The 18,990-nt window shown below is 72.1% G+C and carries 21 protein-coding genes and 1 pseudogene; 11 read left to right on the plus strand and 11 right to left on the minus strand.

Annotated features, from left to right (window positions below):
- A pseudogene (locus VFH10_RS05040) lies at positions 1-953 on the minus strand (excinuclease ABC subunit A); the annotation flags it as partial.
- 140 nt (positions 954-1,093) lie between these two features.
- Here VFH10_RS05040 and VFH10_RS05045 point away from each other — a divergent pair.
- Both VFH10_RS05045 and VFH10_RS05050 read left to right on the plus strand, forming a co-directional pair.
- Positions 1,094-1,807, plus strand: a complete 714-nt coding sequence (locus VFH10_RS05045) for a maleylpyruvate isomerase family mycothiol-dependent enzyme (RefSeq protein WP_325126575.1) — start codon at positions 1,094-1,096, stop codon at positions 1,805-1,807.
- A 3-nt stretch (positions 1,808-1,810) separates the two neighbouring features.
- Positions 1,811-2,464, plus strand: coding sequence for an MBL fold metallo-hydrolase (locus VFH10_RS05050; protein ID WP_325126577.1), 654 nt, complete (start codon positions 1,811-1,813; stop codon positions 2,462-2,464).
- 130 nt (positions 2,465-2,594) lie between these two features.
- Here the strand turns inward: VFH10_RS05050 and VFH10_RS05055 are convergent, their stop codons facing one another.
- Entirely contained in the window at positions 2,595-3,875 is a 1,281-nt protein-coding gene (locus VFH10_RS05055; RefSeq protein WP_325126579.1) for a phospholipase D-like domain-containing protein, read from the minus strand.
- A 247-nt stretch (positions 3,876-4,122) separates the two neighbouring features.
- Between VFH10_RS05055 and VFH10_RS05060 the strand changes: the two genes are divergently transcribed.
- Positions 4,123-4,488, plus strand: coding sequence for a hypothetical protein (locus tag VFH10_RS05060; protein WP_325126581.1), 366 nt, complete (start codon positions 4,123-4,125; stop codon positions 4,486-4,488).
- Between the two features lie 19 nt (positions 4,489-4,507).
- On the plus strand, positions 4,508-5,275 hold the full coding sequence (map, locus tag VFH10_RS05065; protein WP_325126583.1) for a type I methionyl aminopeptidase: 768 nt from the start codon (positions 4,508-4,510) through the stop codon (positions 5,273-5,275).
- Between the two features lie 21 nt (positions 5,276-5,296).
- On the opposite strand, the gene VFH10_RS05070 is transcribed toward map, so the two are convergent.
- The 3 genes from VFH10_RS05070 to VFH10_RS05080 are packed head-to-tail and all read right to left on the minus strand — an operon-like array spanning position 5,297 to position 7,957.
- The gene (locus tag VFH10_RS05070) at positions 5,297-6,283 is read right to left on the minus strand and encodes a GNAT family N-acetyltransferase (RefSeq protein ID WP_325126585.1); all 987 of its coding nucleotides are present in this window, start codon (positions 6,281-6,283) and stop codon (positions 5,297-5,299) included.
- A 56-nt stretch (positions 6,284-6,339) separates the two neighbouring features.
- On the minus strand, positions 6,340-6,993 hold the full coding sequence (locus VFH10_RS05075) for a response regulator transcription factor (protein ID WP_325126586.1): 654 nt from the start codon (positions 6,991-6,993) through the stop codon (positions 6,340-6,342).
- Positions 6,986-7,957, minus strand: a complete 972-nt coding sequence (locus VFH10_RS05080; RefSeq protein ID WP_325126588.1) for a HAMP domain-containing sensor histidine kinase — start codon at positions 7,955-7,957, stop codon at positions 6,986-6,988. Before VFH10_RS05080 ends, VFH10_RS05075 begins: the two co-directional genes overlap by 8 nt.
- Positions 7,958-8,031: 74 nt before the next feature.
- Between VFH10_RS05080 and VFH10_RS05085 the strand changes: the two genes are divergently transcribed.
- Positions 8,032-9,267 (plus strand): alpha/beta hydrolase, encoded by a 1,236-nt coding sequence (locus VFH10_RS05085; RefSeq protein WP_325126590.1) that lies wholly within the window; start codon positions 8,032-8,034, stop codon positions 9,265-9,267.
- Positions 9,264-9,908, plus strand: coding sequence for a class I SAM-dependent methyltransferase (locus VFH10_RS05090; RefSeq protein ID WP_325126592.1), 645 nt, complete (start codon positions 9,264-9,266; stop codon positions 9,906-9,908). The genes VFH10_RS05085 and VFH10_RS05090 overlap by 4 nt, the downstream gene beginning before the upstream one ends.
- 69 nt (positions 9,909-9,977) lie before the next feature.
- On the opposite strand, the gene VFH10_RS05095 is transcribed toward VFH10_RS05090, so the two are convergent.
- From VFH10_RS05095 to VFH10_RS05110, 4 genes are all read right to left on the minus strand, one after another.
- Positions 9,978-10,196 carry a hypothetical protein gene (locus VFH10_RS05095; RefSeq protein ID WP_325126594.1) on the minus strand — a complete coding sequence of 73 codons (219 nt, stop codon included), beginning with the start codon at positions 10,194-10,196 and terminating at the stop codon, positions 9,978-9,980.
- A gap of 5 nt (positions 10,197-10,201) precedes the next feature.
- Complete coding sequence (locus VFH10_RS05100) at positions 10,202-11,308, minus strand: prenyltransferase (RefSeq protein ID WP_325126596.1); 1,107 nt, start codon at positions 11,306-11,308, stop codon at positions 10,202-10,204.
- Positions 11,309-11,316: 8 nt separating this feature from the next.
- Positions 11,317-12,057: a class I SAM-dependent methyltransferase gene (locus VFH10_RS05105; protein ID WP_325126597.1), complete on the minus strand. Its 741-nt coding sequence runs from the start codon at positions 12,055-12,057 to the stop codon at positions 11,317-11,319.
- Between the two features lie 87 nt (positions 12,058-12,144).
- Positions 12,145-13,425, minus strand: coding sequence for a glycosyltransferase family 4 protein (locus tag VFH10_RS05110; RefSeq protein ID WP_325126599.1), 1,281 nt, complete (start codon positions 13,423-13,425; stop codon positions 12,145-12,147).
- 51 nt (positions 13,426-13,476) lie between these two features.
- Between VFH10_RS05110 and VFH10_RS05115 the strand changes: the two genes are divergently transcribed.
- The 4 genes from VFH10_RS05115 to VFH10_RS05130 are packed head-to-tail and all read left to right on the plus strand — an operon-like array spanning position 13,477 to position 16,784.
- On the plus strand, positions 13,477-14,133 hold the full coding sequence (locus VFH10_RS05115; protein WP_325126601.1) for a TetR family transcriptional regulator: 657 nt from the start codon (positions 13,477-13,479) through the stop codon (positions 14,131-14,133).
- Between the two features lie 4 nt (positions 14,134-14,137).
- Positions 14,138-14,968 (plus strand): serine hydrolase, encoded by an 831-nt coding sequence (locus tag VFH10_RS05120; RefSeq protein ID WP_325126604.1) that lies wholly within the window; start codon positions 14,138-14,140, stop codon positions 14,966-14,968.
- A complete protein-coding gene (locus VFH10_RS05125) occupies positions 14,968-16,044 on the plus strand; it encodes a dipeptide epimerase (RefSeq protein ID WP_325126605.1) in 1,077 nt (358 codons plus the stop codon). The genes VFH10_RS05120 and VFH10_RS05125 overlap by 1 nt, the downstream gene beginning before the upstream one ends.
- On the plus strand, positions 16,041-16,784 hold the full coding sequence (locus VFH10_RS05130) for a C40 family peptidase (RefSeq protein WP_325126607.1): 744 nt from the start codon (positions 16,041-16,043) through the stop codon (positions 16,782-16,784). Before VFH10_RS05125 ends, VFH10_RS05130 begins: the two co-directional genes overlap by 4 nt.
- A 2-nt stretch (positions 16,785-16,786) precedes the next feature.
- Here VFH10_RS05130 and VFH10_RS05135 read toward each other — a convergent pair whose 3' ends face one another.
- Positions 16,787-17,332, minus strand: coding sequence for a hemerythrin domain-containing protein (locus VFH10_RS05135; RefSeq protein WP_325126609.1), 546 nt, complete (start codon positions 17,330-17,332; stop codon positions 16,787-16,789).
- A gap of 29 nt (positions 17,333-17,361) precedes the next feature.
- Positions 17,362-18,417, minus strand: a complete 1,056-nt coding sequence (locus VFH10_RS05140) for a TerC family protein (RefSeq protein WP_325126611.1) — start codon at positions 18,415-18,417, stop codon at positions 17,362-17,364.
- 296 nt (positions 18,418-18,713) lie between these two features.
- Here VFH10_RS05140 and VFH10_RS05145 point away from each other — a divergent pair.
- Positions 18,714-18,990 (plus strand): DUF1707 domain-containing protein (locus tag VFH10_RS05145; protein WP_325126613.1); only part of this gene is annotated, 277 nt, incomplete at its 3' end.

The raw sequence follows: 18,990 nt of genomic DNA on the forward strand, positions 1-18,990 counted from the left end.
GCGCCCGACCAGGGGCCGATGACCCCCTCGCCCAGGGTCTGGGTCGGGTCGGACACCACCAGCTCGGGGTCGACCTCCATGCGGGTGCCGAGTCCGTGGCAGGCCGGGCAGGCGCCGAACGGTGAGTTGAACGAGAATGAGCGCGGCTCGAGGTCGTCGGTGTCGATGGCGTGCTCGTTGGGGCAGGCCATCTTCTCGGAGAAGCGCAGCTCGCGGCCCGGGTCCTTGGCGGGCAGGTCGACGAAGTCGAAGACGACGAGACCGCTGGCCAGGCCGAGAGCGGTCTCTACCGAGTCGGTCAGCCGACGCTTGGACGACGGCTTGACCGCGAGCCGGTCGACGACCACCTCGATGGTGTGCTTCTTCTGCTTGTCGAGCTTGGGCGGCTCGGTCAGCTGGTGGGTCTCGCCGTTGACCCGGGCCCGCGAGAACCCCTGCGTCTGCAGCTGACGGAACAGGTCGACGTACTCGCCCTTGCGTCCGCGGATGACCGGGGCGAGCACCTGGAACCGGCTGCCCTCCTCGAGGGCCAGGATCCGGTCGACGATCTGCTGCGGGGTCTGCCGCGAGATCGGCGCGCCGCAGGTCGGGCAGTGCGGGCGGCCGGCGCGGGCGTAGAGCAGCCGGAGGTAGTCGTAGACCTCGGTGATCGTGCCGACCGTCGAGCGGGGGTTCTTGGACGTGGACTTCTGGTCGATCGAGACCGCCGGGGACAGCCCCTCGATGAAGTCGACGTCGGGCTTGTCCATCTGGCCGAGGAACTGGCGGGCGTAGGCCGAGAGCGACTCGACGTAGCGGCGCTGACCTTCGGCGAAGATCGTGTCGAACGCGAGGCTCGACTTGCCGGAACCGGACAGGCCGGTGAACACGATCAGCGCGTCGCGCGGCAGGTCGAGGGAAACGTCCTTGAGGTTGTGCTCCCGGGCTCCCCGGATGATCAGCTGGTCAGCCACGGAAGATCCTCTGCTGGTGGCGTGGACGGGAGGGACGACGCCGGCCCGGTCGGCGGCGGCGTTCGAACAAGTGTTCGCCATGATAGCGGCTGCACGCAAGCCGGGCCGCGGCGTGGGTCGGCAGCGTGTTGGATGGGTGGATGAGCACGAATCCGATCCCCCTGATCGACGAGACAGTCCACGCGACCACACGTTATCTGGGGGCACTGACAGTTCTGCAGGCCGAGGACCTGGAGGCTCCGTCCGCTCTCCCGGGCTGGACCCGCGGCCACGTCGTGGCCCACCTCTCCCGCAACGCCGACGCGTTCGCCCGGGTGCTCGCGCAGGCCGCCGCCGGTGAGGCCGCCTCGATGTACGACTCCCCCGAGTCCCGCGACTTCGACATCGCGGTGACCGTGGAGGACCTGAGCGCCAAGCGGCTCATCGCGGACGCCGTGGACTCGTCGCGGCGGTTCGAGAAGGCCGTCGCGGTGTACGACGGCCCGCTGGGTGCGACGTACACCCGCGTCCCCGGGGGTGACGAGACCTTCACCGTGGACACGGTCGGCCCTCGCCGGCTCACGGAGGTGGAGGTGCACCACGCGGACCTCCTGCTGGACTACCGCGCCGCCGAGTGGCCGGCGGACTTCAGCCGCGACCTGATCGGCCGCCGGCAGGACGAGCTCGGTCTGGAGGGTCCGTCGATGGTGCTGTCCTCGACCGACGTCGACGGGCTCTGGAAGTTCGGCTCCGGCGCGGGTCCGGAGATCCAGGGAGCGGCCGGCGACCTGGCCTGGTGGCTGGTCGGCCGAGGCGGCGGCGCCGGACTAGTGTCCTCGTCAGGAGAGCTGCCCCAGATCGCGAGGTGGAGGTGACCGATGGGCTACCACGGGAAGGTGAAGCCGGGCGGACCGAGTGACGTCCGCGAGCTGACCGACCTGATGATCACCAAGTTCGCTGTGAGCGAGATGTCCAACAACGTCTACGTGCTCCGGTGCCGGCACACCGACGAGCAGGTGCTCATCGACGCTGCCGACGAGGCGGACCGGATCCTCTCCACGATCGGCCCGGACGGACTGACCGGCGTGGTCACGACGCACCGGCACTGGGACCACCACCGGGCGCTCCGCCAGGTGGTCGAGGCCACCCACGCCGAGACGGTCGCGGGCACGGAGGACGCCGGCGAGCTGCCGGTGAAGGTCGACCGCACCGTCGACGACGGCGACACCGTGACCGTCGGCCGGTCCACCCTCGAGGTGATCCACCTCGTCGGTCACACGCCGGGCTCGATCGCGCTGCTGTACGACGACCCCACCGGCACGCCGCACCTGTTCACCGGCGACTCCCTCTTCCCCGGCGGCGTCGGCAAGACCGGCACGCCCGAGGACTTCACGTCGCTGATCGGGGACGTGCAGGCCAAGATCTTCGACCGGCTGCCCGACGAGACCTGGTTCTACCCCGGCCACGGTGACGACTCGACCCTCGGCGCGGAGCGCCCGCACCTCGGCGAGTGGCGCGCCCGCGGCTGGTAGGGGGCGCGACCACCGGCGACCCGCCGCGCACTTCCCGCGGCGGTCTGCACCTCCCCGTGGGGAGTTCACACCGGGAAGCGGGCGATTACCACGGGACCGTGGTAATCGGCCCCCGCTTCCGCGGTTCACGTCAGCCGTTGGCCCACATGTCCTCGAAGTTCGCGTTGTACTGGGAGAACGCCTGCGGGCCCTCGACGCGCAGCACGGTGTCATCACGCTTGAGCGCACCATCGGACCAGTTGTGCGAGCCGTTCCACACGACCTGCGAGGCGGGGTTGCCGGCGAACACGCCGCTCAGGAACAGCACCTTCTGGTGGGTGTGCTTGCCGGTCGCGCCGGAGCTCATCGGGATCTGGTTGTTGGCGAGGATGGCCTTGACCGCGCCACCGATGCCGATGCCGTAGACGATCCGGACGTCGCAGCCGGCCCGCTTGAGCTCGGCCACCTTGCGGGCCAGCCAGATGCCGCGGTCACCGTTCCAGGCGTGGTGCGAGAGCCGGATCATCGTGTTGTGCGCCTGCGTGCCGTCGGGGTTCAGCACCGGCGTGCCATCGGGGTTGAACGCCGGCGTGCCGTAGCCCGGCGCGGCGCCGGCACACGAGATCTGCGACAGCTGCTGCCACATCGGGTCGGTCTCCTGCGAGACGACGGAGGGGTTCGGGTAGAACTCCGGCCCGAACGAGTTGATCCGGGCGTTGATGAACTGGTGGCTCTGGATCCGGTCCTGCCTCATCTGGTCGAAGACGCCGGCGTAGGTCCAGTAGAGCGCGGGGTCGCCGACCACGGTGTAGATGTCGCTCCACTGGTTGACCGCGTTGTTGCGGGTCATGTTGTTCGACCCGACCATCACGACGTTCTCGGCGGAGCCGGCCTTGCTGAACAGGAACACCTTCTGGTGCATGTTCCCCTTCTCGCCGCGGCAGGACTTCTCGCAGAAGCGGGCGAACGACGCCTTGCCGCGCTTGGTGCCGAGCTCGCGGATCAGCCGCTTCTCGGGGCCGTACTCCTTGTGGTGGTTGAACAGGATCTGCACGTTGACCCCGCGGCGGTCGGCCTTGATCAGCTTGTTGGCGGTCTTGGCCTCGGCGAACGAGTACACCGCCATCCGGATGGTCGCGCCGGGCGGAGTCGAGTCGATGGTCTTGTTGACGTGCCGGAAGATCGCCACCTGCTGCCAGCGCGTGCCGACCGGCCGGTTGAAGATCGCCCCGGTCACCGGGGTGTAGCTGCCGACCTTCCGGGCCGCCTGCCGTACGTCGGACGCGGTGCCCGGGTCCGCCCCGGGCCCGGCGCCGTGCACGGCGAACGCGACACCGAGGGCGGCGACGGTCAGGGCCACGGTGCTCCGGCGGGCGACGGTGGCGAGGCGGGCGAGGCTGCGCGCGTTGTGCATGTCCCAGGCTCCATTCACGGTTCCGAGTCACGTGACGTCGGGACGCCTCGAGCGCACCACTCGTCACACGAGTCTCAAGTTTCACACCCGTCACAGGAGCCGCGGAAGGGCTACCACCGAACTACAGACGCGTAATTTGCCGATTCCCCCGTCGGCGTCTCCGCCGGACATCAGAACAAATGGTCTCGAAACCTGCAACACCGACGCGCCGCCCGGTTCACCCAATCGGTGCACGCGTGGCGGCGCCCGGCCCTACCGTGGGCATATGCGCAACATGTCCGGTCTCCTGCTGACCTGCGTCGTCGCCCTCGTGTGCGGCTTCCTGGGCGCGGTCGTGGCCGTGAGCGTGCTGCAGGACCAGCTCGCCGGCCCGCAGGGACCGACGGGTCTGCAGGGCCTCCGCGGCGAGCCGGGACCGGCCGGGGCGGACGGCCTCGACGGCGAGGACGGCACACCGGGCGAGCGCGGGCCCCGCGGCCGCTCCGGGAAGGCGGCCGAGGCAGCCGACGAGGCCCCGGTGGACGTCGGCACCCAGAACTGCCTGGGCCGCTCGGTCCGCGTGGTCACCGACGTCACCGTGCGCAACGACCAGATGCAGCTCGTGCGGGACACCGTCTGTCTCGTCGGGTGACCGGCCGTACGCTCGTCCCGTGATCGAGCTGAGGACGCCCACCGAGATCGAGCAGATGCGCCCCGCAGGCCGCTTCGTCGCCGAGGTGCTCACGGCCGTCACCGCGGCGGCGGACGTCGGGGTGAACCTCCTCGACCTCGACGCGCTCGCGCACCGGATGGTGAAGGACCGCGGCGCCGAGTCCTGCTACGTGGACTACCACCCGTCCTTCGGGGCGATGCCGTTCGGCAAGGTGATCTGCACGTCGGTCAACGACGCCGTGCTGCACGGCCTCCCCCACGACTACACGCTGCGCGACGGCGACCTGCTCAGCCTCGACTTCGCCGCCTCGGTCGACGGCTGGGTGGCGGACTCCGCGGTCAGCGTGGTGGTCGGTACGCCGCGGGAGGAGGACCTTCGCCTGATCGAGGTCACCCGTCGCGCCCTCGACGCCGGCATCGACGCGGCCCGCACGGGCAACCGGGTGGGCGACATCTCCGCGGCCATCTCGGCGGTGGCGCACGACGCCGGGCTCTCGGTGAACACCGACTTCGGCGGGCACGGCGTCGGCCGCACCATGCACGGTGACCCGCACATCCCCAACGACGGACGCCCCGGCCGCGGCCTGCCGCTGAAGCCGGGCCTGGTGATCGCCATCGAGCCGTGGTTCCTGCACACGACCAACGAGATCTACACCGACCGGGACGGCTGGACCCTGCGCAGCGCCGACGGCTCCCGCGGTGCCCACTCCGAGCACACCATCGCGGTCACCGACGCCGGCCCGGTGGTGCTCACCGCCCGCGACTGAGCCCCGACCGCCCCCCGCCGGTCAGAGCGCGCGCTGGTACTGGATCTCGCGGGCGAGCACCCGGTAGCCGAGCTGCTCGTTGACCGAGATCATGTGGTCGTTGGACTCGGCGTTCCAGGTCTCGATCGTCTCGAGCTGCGGCTCGGCCTCGGCCAGCCAGAGCAGCATCGCGGACTTCAGCAGCAGCCCCAGCCGGTGCCCGCGGTGGGCCCGGATCACGCTGGTGTCGTGCTGGTGGCCGATCGTGGGCCGCTCCAGCTCCACGGTGACGATGGTGTGCCCGGCGAGCTCACCGGTGACGCGGTGCCGCGCGATCAGGTGGTAGGCGCGCTGGCTCTTCCCGACGATCGCGTTCTCGTAGCCGCGCACCCGCTCGGCGGTGAACACCTCGTCCTCGATGGCGAGGTCGTCGGTCGGCGCGTCGTTGATCGCGGCGGTCATCACGACCACCTCGTCGATCAGGTCGTCGGGCGTCGGCCCCACCAGCCGGACCAGGTCGTAGTCGACGGCTACGTGGGCGGACTCGTCGTACAGCTTCTGCAGCACGTCGCGGTCGATGTCGGCGAGGATCTGGCGACGCTGGATCGCCTGGGACGCCTTCTCGAACCCGTGCTTGGAGGCGAACGCGTGCGTGGTCGGGTTGTCCCAGCCGTCGGTGCCGACCGTCGTCCGGCCCTCCGCACGGGCGAGGTCCATCAGCGAGCCCAGCAGGGCGGTGCCCACGCCCTTGCGGCGGTGGTCCGGATGCACCTCGAACCCCAGCCAGGCGAGGTGCTTGTTGTCCCACTCGCTGGTCCAGTACCTGGCCGACCCCACAACGCGGCCCCCGTCGCGCGCCACGAACACGCGCGGCGTCTCACCGTCCCAGCCGTACCTGAGCATCCCGGTCATGGTCGTGACGGTCGTCGGGTGGGCCCACGGCGAGTCGGTCTCCTCGACCGCACGCGCCAGCTCCACCACCTCGGCGACGACCGCGGTGTCGTCGACCGTGTACTCCTCGATCTGCATGGCACCAGGGTGGACCTCCGCGGGGCGTCCCGCGACCGAATTTCCGGTACGCCGGGTCAGGGCTCCACGAGCCCGGCGCGGATGGCGTACCTGGTGAGCTGCGTCCGGTCGCGCATGCCGAGCTTGGCCAGGATGTTCGCGCGGTGCCGATCGACGGTCTTGGGACTGATGGAGAGCTCCGCCGCGATCTCCCGGGTGGACCGGCCCTCGGCGATCAGCTTGATCACCTCGTCCTCGCGGCCCGTCAGCACCGTCCTCGGCACCCCCTCGCCCCGGCGCATCCGCTCGAGGTAGCTGCGCACGAGGGTGCTCATCGCTCCGGGGTAGACGAACGACTCGCCGCGGATCGCCGCGCGGCAGGCGTCGACGAGGTCCTGGTCGGCGACGGACTTCAGCACGTAGCCGGACGCGCCTGCCTTGAGGGACTCGAAGAAGTACTGCTCGTTGTCGTGCATCGACAGGATCAGCAGCGGCAGCCCGGGGCGCCGCCGGGCGATCTCCCGCGCCGCCTGGAGCCCGGTCATCCGCGGCATCGCCACGTCGAGGATCGCGAGGTCGAGCTCGGTCGACCTGGCCATCTCGACGGCCTCGGCGCCGTCCCCGGCCTCGGCGACGACGGTCATGTCGGGCTGCGCGTCCAGGATCAGCCGGACTCCCTGCCGCACCAGTGCGTGGTCGTCGGCGAGCAGGATGCGCACCGGGTCAGCCATCCCGTCCTCCCGGCGGTACGACGAGGCGCACTTCCGTGCCCCCACCGGGACGTGCGCCGACGGTGAGCCGGCCGTCGACCAGGGCCGCCCGCTCCCGCATCCCGGCGATGCCCGCACCCTCGGGCCGGCCGCGGACACCCGCGCCGTCGTCGGCCACCACGAGCAGCAGTGCGCCACCCTGCACACCGAGCGAGATGTCCACCGTCTTGGCGCCGGCGTGCCGAGCGGTGTTGGTGAGCGCCTCCTGCGCGACGCGGTAGACGACGAGCTCCACCTCCTTGGTCGGCGATGGCAGGCCGGGTCCGAACGTGCGGATGACGTGGACCCCGGTGCGGCCGGAGAAGTCGGTGGCCAGGGCGGCCAGGGCGCTCTGCAGGCCGAGGTCGTCCAGCACCCCCGGACGGAGCCTCCTGGCCACCTCGCGCACCTCGTCGAGCGCGTGCCGGACCGACTCGCGCACCTCGTCGAGCCCGGCCGCCTGCTCCTCGGACATCCCCCCACTGAGGTGCTTGAGCTGCAGCAGCACGACGGTCAGGCTCTGCCCCACCTCGTCGTGCAGCTCCTGGGCGATCCGGTGCCGCTCGGCCTCCTGGGCGGCCAGCGCCTGGACCGCCGACCGGCTGCGCTCGTCCTCGAGGCGGCGGAGCATCGCGTCGAAGCTCGCCACCAACCTGCCCACGGTGCCGGCGCCCGGTGACGGCAGCGCCGGTCGCTCCGCCGCCCGCTCCACGGACTCGATCGCCCGCGCCAGCCGGTCCAGGGGCACCAGCGTGCCGCGCAGCAGCAGGGCGTTGGCCACGAGGATCACCAACGTGCCGACGACGAGCACCACCGTCTCCGAGAGCGCCGGGCGGGCCGACACCGTCGCGGGCGAGAGCGCCAGCACCGCCGTGGCCAGGGCGAAGACCAGCCCGTTGGTCAGGCAGACCCGCCAGTAGAGCGGCATGCTCGGGTTCCCGGTCACGAGGTCAACAGTGGCCGACGACCGTCCACTGAGCCAACTGCAACGTGTTCCAGTGCGGTGTCTAGGCTGACGCCGTGTCCCGCACCTACCTGCTGCGCCAACTCCTGACCGCGGCCCTCACCGCCAACGCGGTGCGCCCGGTCCCCGGCTACTGGGCCGGGGTCCCGTCGATGCTCGGCGGCTGGCTGACCAGCGAGCTGGCGCCGCACCTGCTCACCCTCACCGCCGCCGACACGGCTCGGGAGCTCGCCCGCGGCCGCCCCAGCCGGGCCGGCCTCGCGCTGGCGGCGGGCAGCGCGGTCGGGCTCGGCGCCCTCGTGGCCGAGGCGTCCGCGGCCCGGAGACACGTGGACGAGGCGCTGCGTGAGGCGCTCGGCGTGGACTACCTCGACCGGCTCGGGGCGACGTACACCGACCTCGACCTCTCCACGCCGCTGTCCCAGCTCGCCTGGCCGTTCCGGCTGCACAGCGACGAGGTCGAGGTCACCAAGGACGTCCCGTACCACGCGGACCACGGCAAGCGGGGGCTCCTCGACGTCTACCGGCAGCGCGACACCGAGCTGCGGGACGCGCCCGTGCTGCTACAGATCCACGGCGGCGCCTGGTCGGTGGGCAGCAAGGACACCCAGGGCGTCCCGCTCATGCTGCACATGGCCGCCCGTGGCTGGGTCTGCGTCGCGATCAACTACCGGCTGAGCCCGCGGGACCGGTTCCCGGCCCACATCGTCGACGTCAAGCGCGCGATCGCATGGGTGCGCGAGCACGTCGCGGACCACGGCGGCAACCCGGGCTTCCTGGCGCTCACCGGTGGGTCGGCGGGCGGCCACCTGACCGCACTGGCCGCGCTCACCCCGAACGACGCGGAGTACCAGCCTGGCTTCGAGCACGTGGACACGACGGTCCAGGCGGCGGTGCCGTTCTACGGCGTCTACGACCTCGCCGGGTCGATCGGCACCCGGCGCGCGCTGCAGATGCGCGACCGCTTTCTTGCGCCGCGAGTGCTGCTCGGCGACCCGGCGTCGGACCTCGAGCCGTTCGAGAGGGCGTCGCCGATCCTCCGGGTACGCCGCGACGCCCCGCCGATGCTGGTGGTGCACGGAGCACGTGACTCGCTCGTGGAGGTCGAGCAGGCCCGCCAGTTCGTGGCTCGGCTCCGCGCCGTCTCCGAGCGGCCGGTGGCCTACGCCGAGCTGCCCGGCACCCAGCACGCCTTCGACGTGTTCCCTTCGATCCGCTCGGCCGCGGTCGTCCGCGGCGTCGACCGGTTCCTGCGCTCGACGTACGACGACGCCGTCCGGGCCGCCCGATGATGCCCGAGGACCTGCTCGCCAAGGCCCGCGCCGCCAAGGGCTTCATGCCCGACGACGAGGGCGACCTGCTGCACCGGGTCGCGCTCGACCGGCTCCGGCACGGGCCGGCTCTCGAGGTGGGCAGCTACTGCGGCAAGTCGGCGATCTACCTCGGCGCGGCCGCCCGGGCCACCGGCGGCACGGTCTTCACCGTCGACCACCACCGGGGCTCCGAGGAGAACCAGGTGGGCTGGGAGTACCACGACCCCGCGCTCGCCGACCCGGTCTTCGGCCGGCTCGACACGCTTCCGACGTTCCGGCGCACGATCGCGGACGCGGGACTCGAGGACCACGTCGTCGCCGTCGTCGGCCGGTCCACGACGGTCAGCGCGCACTGGCGGACACCGTTGTCCCTGCTGTTCGTCGACGGCGGGCATACCGACGAGCACGCCGGCAACGACTTCACCGGGTTCGGCCGATGGGTGGCGCGCGACGCCGCCCTGGTGGTGCACGACGTCTTCGCCGACCCCGCCGAGGGTGGGCAGGCGCCGTACCGGGTCTACCTCCGCGCCCTCGACCGCGGCTTCGAGGAGGTCGAGTCGCTCGGCTCCATGCGGGTGCTACGCCGGGTGGCGGGCGATGCCGGCGACCCGGTCGGGTAGCGGCGAGCACCCCGGAAGCGCACGCGGACCCCGACAGACGGCCGCTGCCGCCTGTCCTCGGTCAGCTCCTCAGAGCTTGGTCAGCTTGCTGAACGGGCTGGTCACCCGCACCCGCTGGGAGCCGAAGTCGACCACGACGGCCGTCTCGTCCCCCTCCACCACCACGCCGAGCCCGTAGGTGTCGTGGGTGACACGGTCCTCCGCCGCGAACTTCTCGATCACGGGCGGCGGCGGTGCCTGGAAGGGACTGCCTGGGTGGTACCGGCGTTGTGCGCCTGATTTCGTCATCAGGGTCAGTATGCGCCCTCGTGCTGGGGTGCCGCGACGGCGGCACAGCCGCACTCCAGCCCGATCTCCGGTAGCCGCGTGCGAAGCGAGGTGCCGCGGAAGATGTCCGAGCCGCGCGTCGTGGTCGACAGCGCGTCGACGGCGAGCACGACGGCGGCCGCGGTGTACGTCGTCTGCTCCCGCGGCCACACCGCCTCGTCGGGCCAGACGTAGCCCGTCCAGTAGGCACCGGAGTCCGAGCGCAGGTGCTGGATCTCGCGCAGCAGCATCAGCGCCCGTGCGCGGTCACCGAGCGCGTCGAGCGCCAGCACAAGCTCACAGGTCTCCGCCCCGGTGACCCACGGGTTCGTGTCCACGCAGCGGATCCCCAGGCCGGGCACCACGAAGTCGTCCCAGCGCGGCGCCAGCAGGTCGCGCCCCTCGTCGCCGCGCACGGCGCCGCCCAGCACCGGGTAGTACCAGTCCATCGAGTAGGTCGAGCGGTCCAGGAACAGGTCCCGGTGCCGGCGCAGCGCGTGCCGCAGCCGCCCGGCGGCCAGCTCCCAGTCGGGCTGGGGGTCCTCCATCAGCTCCGACAGCGCCAGGCCGGCGGTCAGCGCGTGGAAGATGCTGGAGCTGCCGGCGAGGAGGGCGCCTTCTCGTGCCCCTGGGCCCGCGGCGGAGTCGGGCGGGACCGGGTGGGGCTCCGCCCAGGCGATCCCGCCGAACGGCAGCTGCTGCCCCACCACGAAGTCGAGCGCGGCGCGGACCGCCGGCCACGTCCGACGTACGAAGGGCTCGTCGTGGTGGACCAGCCAGTGGTGCCAGACCCCGACCGCGAGGTACGCCGACATGTTGGTCTCGGCGGCCGGGTCCTCGACGGCGCCCTGCGCGTACCTCAGCGGCCAGGACCCGTCGGGCCGCTGGGTGGCCAGACACCAGTCGTAGGCCCGATGCGCCGCCTCGGTCTGGCCGCCGACGAGCAGCGCCATCGCGGCCTCGACGTGGTTCCACACGTCGGTGTGCCCACCGCGGGTCCACGGGATCGCTCCGTCGGGCTCCTGGACCGAGGCGATCGACGCCGCGGTCGCCGCCACGTCGTGCGCGCTCAGCAGGCCCGGCAGGGCCGGCATCTCCCGACTCATCGGTCCGACCCCGGAGCCTCGGGCTTGCGCAGGTAGAGCACCAGGCTCTTGCCGATCACCGGGTTCAGCAACCGCTCCGCCAGCCTCGTCACGGCGCTGTAGCCGGGACGTCCCATGATGTCCCACACCAGCACCTGGTGATAGGCCCGCACCAGCGGGTTCGTGTCGTTGTCGACGCCGACCGCGCACTTGAGCCACCAGTACGGCGCGTGCAGCCCGTGCGCGTGGCCGCGGCCGACGTACTCCAGCCCCGCCGCGGTCAGCTTCTGGACCAGCTCGTGCCCGGTGTAGATGCGGACGTGGCCGCCCTCGACCAGGTGGTACTCGTCGGAGAGCTCCCAGCAGACCTTCTCGGGCAGCCATCGCGGCACGGTGACCGCGATGGTGCCGCCCGGGCGCAGCACCCGCACCAGCTCGGCGATCGCCGCGCGGTCGTCCGGGATGTGCTCGAGCACCTCCGCGGCCACGATCCGGTCGAACTCCTCGTCCGCGAACGGCATGGCCAGGGCGTCGCCCTCCTTGATGTCGGCCTCGGCCCCGTCGGGCACCTCCCCCGCGTCGCGCATGGCGCCGAACAGATCCAGCACGCGGGCGAGCTCGTCGCCGTCCTGGTCGAAGGCGACGACGTCGCCGCCGCGCCGGAACATCTCGAAGGCGTGCCGGCCGGCGCCACAGCCCATGTCGAGGACGCGGTCGCCGGGCCGCACGCCCAGCCGGTCGAAGTCAACGGTCAGCATCGCGGGTGTTCTCCATGTCGTCCGAGGTCGTCAGGGGTGGTCAGGGCTGTCAGGGCTGTCAGGGCTGTCAGGGGGTGTCAGGGTCTGTCAGGAACGCGGGACGGGGCGGTCCGCGGCCGCGATCGCCTCGCGGTACGCCGCCGCGGTGGCCTCGGCGACGGCGCGCCAGCCGAAGTGCGAGAGTGCCCGCTCCCGGCCGGCGGCACCCATCCGGTCGCGTCGAGCAGGGTCGTCGATGAGCCCCTCCAGGGCGACCGCCAGCTCACCCACGTCCCCGGGCGCGACCAGGTCGGCGCAGAGCCCGTCGGGGCCGACGACCTCCGGGATCGCGCCCGCCCGGCTCACCACCAGCGGGGTCGCGCAGGCCATCGCCTCCACCGTCGGGAGCGAGAACCCCTCGTAGAGCGACGGCACGCAGGCGACCTCCGCCGACGCGACGAGCCGGGCCAGCTCCTCGTCGCCGACCCCGTGCACGAAGCGCACCGCGTCGCCGATCGACAGCCGGTCGATGAGCCGCTCGGTCGGTCCGCCTGGCCTGGGCCGGGAGACCAGCATCAGCTCCACGTCGCGCTCGGTGCGGAGCTTGGCGAAGGCCTCGAGCAGCGTCCCGGTGCCCTTCATCGGGGTGTCGGCGCTGGCCATCGCGACGATCCGCCCAGGCACCCGGGGCTCGTCGTACGGCCGGAAGACCGCGTCGACGCCCAGCGGCACCACCTGGATCCGGGAGCGCTCGACGCCGAAGTCGCGCGTGATGTCAGCGGCTGAGCTCTCCGAGACGGTCAGGACGCGACCGAGCCGGCGGGCGACCCGACGCTGCATCCGGAGGAAGCCGTACCAGCGGCGCAGGCCCAGCCGCCGTCGCCAGGTCGTGGCGGCGGCGAGGTCGACCCGCCGGTCGAACGTGATCGGGTGGTGGATGGTGGTGACCAGCGGGAGGCCGGCGCGCTCGATGTCGAGGATGCCGTAGCCGAGTGTCTGGTTGTCGTGGACCACGTCGAACTCGTCTACGCGGGCCTTGAGCAGTCGCGCGGCACGGAGGCTGAACGTGCGCGGCTCGGGGAACCCGGCCGTCCACATCGTGGCCACCTCGAGCAGGTCGACGAGGTCGCGGTACTCGCCCGGCCGCGGGGTCCGGAAGGGGTCCGGCTCGCGGTACAGGTCCAGGCTGGGCACCTTCGTCAGGCGCACGCCCGGGTCCAGCACCGGGTAGGGCTGGCCCGAGAAGACCTCCACGTCGTGGCCGAGGGCGACGAGCTCGCGGCTGAGGTGACGGACGTAGACGCCCTGTCCGCCGCAGTGCGGCTTGCTGCGGTAGGACAGCAGGGCGACCCGCACACCGACCTCCATCAGTCCGACACCAGCCCCCATCGGACTGAAACGTGTTCCTATGATCGCAGAACGCCTTGCTAGCGTACGGACGTGAGCCCAGACGTGAGCACCGTGAGCCCGAACGTGAGCGCCAACGTCAACGCGGCGAGCTCGCTGACCCACGAGGACCTCGGCTCGGCCGCGCAGCGGGCCCGGCACACCCGGATCCTCGACGCCACCATCGCGCTGGCGTCCCAGGGTGGGTTCGACGCGGTGCAGATGCGGGCCGTGGCCGAGCGGGCCGACGTGGCGCTGGGCACGCTCTACCGCTATTTCCCGTCGAAGATCCACCTGCTGGTCTCGGCCCTGGCGCGTGAGTTCGAGCGGGCCGCCCTGACCATCGGGGACAAGCCGATCCCCGGCGACGACCAGGCCGACCGGGTCATGTTCGTGCTGGGCCGGGCCACGGCCACCCTGCAACGCGACCCGCACCTGACCGAGGCGCTGACCCGCGCGTTCATGTTCGCCGACGCCTCGGTGGCCGACGAGAGCAAGGCGGTGGGACGGCACGTCACCAGGCTGCTGGCCCAGGCGCTGCAGGAACCCGGGCGGCCGGGAGAGCCGGCGCCCACCGACGAGCAGCTGGCGATCACCAAGGTGATCGCGGACGTGTGGCTCGCCAGCCTGGTGCAGTGGGTGACCGGCCGGGCCACGGCCGACGAGGTCACCGGGTCGCTCGACGTGGCCGTCCGGCTGCTGCTCCGCTGAGCCGATGACCCCGCCCGCTCTCGACCCCGCCGTGCCCGCGCGCGTCGACGTGCTCGCCGGCGACCACCTCGTGTCGGTGTGGCTGGCCGACCTCGCCGGCGCGGTCCACCTGTCCCGGGCCGCAGACGTGCAGCACTACGCCGCCAGCACCATGAAGCTCCCGCTGCTGGTCGCCGCCCACCGGCTGCACGCGCGCGGCGAGCTGGACCTGGACCACGAGAGCGAGGTGCACAACCGGTTCGCGTCCGCGGCCGACGGCTCGGCGTACTCCCTCGAGCAGGACGACGACCAGGACGACGACACCTGGGCGAGCCTGGGCGGCACCCGCACGCTGCGCTTCCTCGCCGAGCACGCGACGGTGAAGTCGGGCAACCTCGCCACCAACCTGCTGCTCGAGCGAGTCGGCACCGGCGCGGTCGCCGACGTCCTCGCCGACGCCGGCTGCTCGCCGGACACCGTGCTACCCCGGGGCATCGGCGACGCCGTCGCCCGGGAGACCGATCTCGACAACCTGGTGACCGCGGCGGACCTGGGTCTCGTGCTGCGTGGCGTCGGGGACCGCACGATCGCGGACGCCGACACCTGCGCCGACGTGGAGGCGGTGCTGGCCCGCCAGGAGCACCGGGCGGGCATCCCGCGCGGACTGCCCGGTGGCACGTACGTCGCCAACAAGACCGGGTGGGTCGACGGCGTCAGCCACGACGTCGCGCTGGTCCGCCCGGCGGAACGGCCGGCGTACGTCCTGGTCGTGCTCACCACCGCCGACATCCCCGAGCAGGCGGCCTCGGACCTCATCGCCGACGTGAGCCGGGCGGTCTGGGAGGGTTGGCGGTGATGAACGCCGTCGTCCGCGTCGAGACCCAGCGGGTCAGCGCACCGCTGCACACCCCCTTCGTCACCGCCCTGCGCCGCACCGAGACCACCGACGTGGTGCTGGTGCGAGTCACCGACGGCGACGGCGTCACCGGCTGGGGCGAGGCTCCGCAGGTCTGGCAGGTCACGGGCGAGTCCCTCGCCGGTGCCGAGGCCTGCATCGCGGGCCCGCTGGCCGCCGTCGTCGCCGGGACCAACCCCGACGACCTGGCCGCCACCTGCCGCGCGGTCGCCGGTGCGGTCGCCGGCAACCACGGCGCCAAGGCGGCGGTCGACGTCGCGCTGCACGACCTGGTCGCCCGGCGGCGCGGGGTGAGCCTGCCGGTGCTGCTCGGGTCAAGCACCCATCGCGTGCCCACCGACGTCACGCTCGCGGCCGGCGACGCCGCTGCCCTCGCCGAGACCGCGCGGACCCGGGCCGCCGAGGGCTTCGACGTGCTGAAGATGAAGGTCGGCACGGACGCCGCCACCGACGCGGCGCGGGTGGCCGCGGTGCGCGAGGCGGTCGGTCCCGACGTCGCCATCCGGCTCGACGCCAACCAGGGCTGGACCGCCCGGGAGGCGGTCGGCGTGATCTCGGCCCTGGAGGACGCCGGGCTCGGCGTCGAGCTGGTCGAGCAGCCGGTGGCCGCCGCCGACCTCGACGGGCTGGCGTGGGTCACCGCCCGGGTGGGCACCCCGGTGATGGCCGACGAGTCGGTCTACGGCCTGCGCGACCTGGTCGAGGTGATCCGCCGCCGGGCGGCCGACCTGGTCAACGTGAAGCTCGCCAAGTGCGGCGGACTCTGGACGGGCCGGGCGCTCCTCGACCTGGCCCGCGCACACGGCATGGGCACGGCGGTCGGCTCGATGATGGAGACGCACGTCGGTCTCGGTGCGGCCGCCTCCCTCGCCGCCGCGTGCGGTACGACGGTGGTGGCCGACCTCGACGCGGCCTGGTGGACCCGGGAGTCGCCGTACGTCGGCGGGCTCCGCTACGACGGTGCCACCGTCCTGCTGCCCGACTCTCCCGGCCTCGGCATCGAGGGGCTGGCATGACGCACCAGGTCAAGGTCTCCGTCGCCACCGTGTGGACCTCCCCCGAGGCGCCTCGCGACCTCGATGCCGCGGCCGTCGCCGACGAGCCGGACCCGGTGGCCTGGCTGGCCGTCCTCGACGCCGAGGGCACGGCGGAGCGCAGGCTGGGCCTGCACGGACGCACCCTCACCCAGCTCGCGCGCGGCGAGCCCGTCGAGGTGCTGGAGGAGCGCGCCGGCTGGGTGCGGGTCGCGGCGCCCTGGCAGACCTCCTCGGCCAACGCCGGCGGCTACCCCGGCTGGGTGCGTCGCGCCCACCTCGCACCGGCGGACGAGCCGGTGCCCGCACCGGAGGAGGCCGCCTGGTCCCCTGACGACGTGCTTCGCGGCGCCCGCGAGCACGTCGGGCTCCGCTACCTGTGGGGCGGCACCAGCCCGTGGGGGCTGGACTGCTCGGGGCTCGTGCACATCGCCTACCGCAGGCTGGGTCGGCTGGTTCCCCGCGACGCCTTCGACCAGGCCGCCGCGCCCGATCTGGCGCCGGTGCCGCTCGACGCGGTGCGGCCGGGTGACCTGTACTTCTTCGCCCGGCCCGGCGAGCGGGTCTACCACGTCGGCTTCGTCGCCCGCCCGGTCGACGTGGACGGGGAGCGTTGGATGCTGCACGCCCCCGAGGGCGGCAACGCCGCCATCGAGGAGGCGCCGATGAGCGCCGAGCGCCGGGGTCGGCTGGTGGCGGCCGGCCGGTTCAGCCCGCGCTGACCTCACTCGTCGTCGAGCAGTCCCTTCTTCGCAGCCCGCTCGACGATCGACCGGACGTTGTCGACCCGGCCGCAGTCCTCGTCGAGCCGGGCGTTCCGGACCCGCGCGAACGCCGCACCGAGCCGGCTCCGGACATCCTCGGCGATCTCGTCGCGGGCCGGGTTGAGGATGGTCAGCTCCTCCTCGGTGAGGTGGTGGTTCACCGCGGTGGCCAGCCCCTCGACGAGCTCGTCGAAGTCGTCGCCCTCGAGCTCCTCGGCCTCGAGCACCTTGAGCAGCGCCTCGTGGCCTTCGGCGTGCTCCTCCTCTCCGTGCTCGGCCTCGTGCTCGGAGATGGCGTCCCTGCGGCGCAGGGTCGGGTAGACCTCGGCCTCCTCCGCCTCGGCGTGCGCCACGTGCAACGCGGAGAACGCGCGGCGTACCGCGTCGCGGTCGTTGCTGCTGTCGCGCAGGTCCCGCAGCAGCGCCTCGAAGCGGCGGTGGTCGTCGAGGATCAGGTCCAGCACGTCGCCGGCGGTGGGTCGGCCCAGGTCCAGGGAGTCGGTCATCCCCCAGGTCTACCCGGCCGCGAGCGCCGTCATGCCTTGGGGCGGGGGCCCTGCGCCGGCTCCTCCGCCGGGTCGGGCGAGCCGGCCGACTCCGCCGCGGCCTCGACGCTCGCCCGCCGTCTCGACACCAGGAGGCTCGCCACGGTGGTGACGGCGAGGATCCCGATGATCACGGCCAGCGACAGCAGGGTCGGGATCTCCGGGGCCCACTCGATGGGCTCGCCACCGTTGATGAACGGAAGCTCGTTCTCGTGCATGGCGTGGAACACGAGCTTGAACCCGATGAAGCCGAGCAGGACCGAGAGCCCGTAGCCGAGGAAGATCAACCGCTGGAGCAGGCCCCCGATCAGGAAGTAGAGCTGCCGCAGGCCCATCAGCGCGAAGATGTTCGCGGTCAGGACGAGATAGGGCTCCTGGGTGAGTCCGTAGATCGCCGGGATCGAGTCGAGCGCGAACAGCAGGTCGGTCATGCCGAGCGCGAGCATCACGATGAACATCGGGGTGATCAGGCGCTTGCCGTTCTCCTTCACCCAAATCTTCGCGCCGTGGTACTCCTTCGTCGCCGGGAGGTTGTTCTCCGCCCACCTGACGATCCGGGGCTCCTCGTAGTCGCCGTCCTCGTCGTCCTCCCTGGCCTCGCGGTAGAGCTTGATCGCGGTCCAGATCAGGAAGGCGCCGAACAGGTAGAAGATCCAGCTGAAGTTGTTGATCGCGGCCGCGCCGACCGCGATGAAGATGCCGCGCATCACCAGCGCCAGGACGATGCCGACCATCAGCGCCGTCTGCTGGTACTCCTTCGGGACCGCGAACTTCGACAAGATGATGATGAAGATGAACAGGTTGTCCACCGAGAGGGAGTACTCGGTCAGCCAGCCGGCGAAGAACTCGGTGCCGTACTGGTGGCCGGCGAACACCCACACCCCGATCCCGAACACGACCGCCAGGCCTACGTACACCGAGAGGTAGGCCGAGACCTCCTTCATCGAGGGCTCGTGCGGGCGCCGCCCGACGATGATGACGTCGAACAGCAAGATGGCCATGGTGACGACGATCGTCGTCCACCAGACCCAGACGGGTACGTCCACGAACTACTCCTCCGGACAGCTTGACGGCGCAGGCACCAACGGGCGACGCGCAGGACGTGCTACAGCGTGTTCCGGAGGTCTCTTCCGCCCCCTGGTGATACCCAGGATGGGGACCAACGATGCCGGGACGGTCCGACCGGATCCGGCCGGCGTCCGTGATGACGACACCGTTGCGAAGGAATACTCCCCTCCGTGCACCATGCTCTCAGACCGGCGCGACCAGGCACGAATCGGCACAGCAGGTGATCCACCCGGAGCCGGGGTCGGGCGCGGACCGGCGGACCTAGAATCGCCGCATGACCACGCCCGTGCCGTGGGACGACTTCACCTCCGACCCGCGCCGCCCCGACAACGCGTCACTGCGCGCCGCGGACCGTGACCGAGCCGTTGTGCTGGCAGCGCTCGGGGACGCCTACGCGGACGGACGGCTCGACAGGGATGAGTACGACGAGCGGGCGACCGTCGCCTCGACCGCCAAGACCCTCGGCGACCTTGCGCCGCTGCTGGCCGACCTGGTCCCATCGGCCCCCGCCCGGCCCGGCACCGAGCTCGACCGGACGACCTCCGACGCGC

This window comes from Nocardioides sp. (assembly GCF_035697785.1).
Classification (GTDB): domain Bacteria; phylum Actinomycetota; class Actinomycetes; order Propionibacteriales; family Nocardioidaceae; genus Nocardioides_B.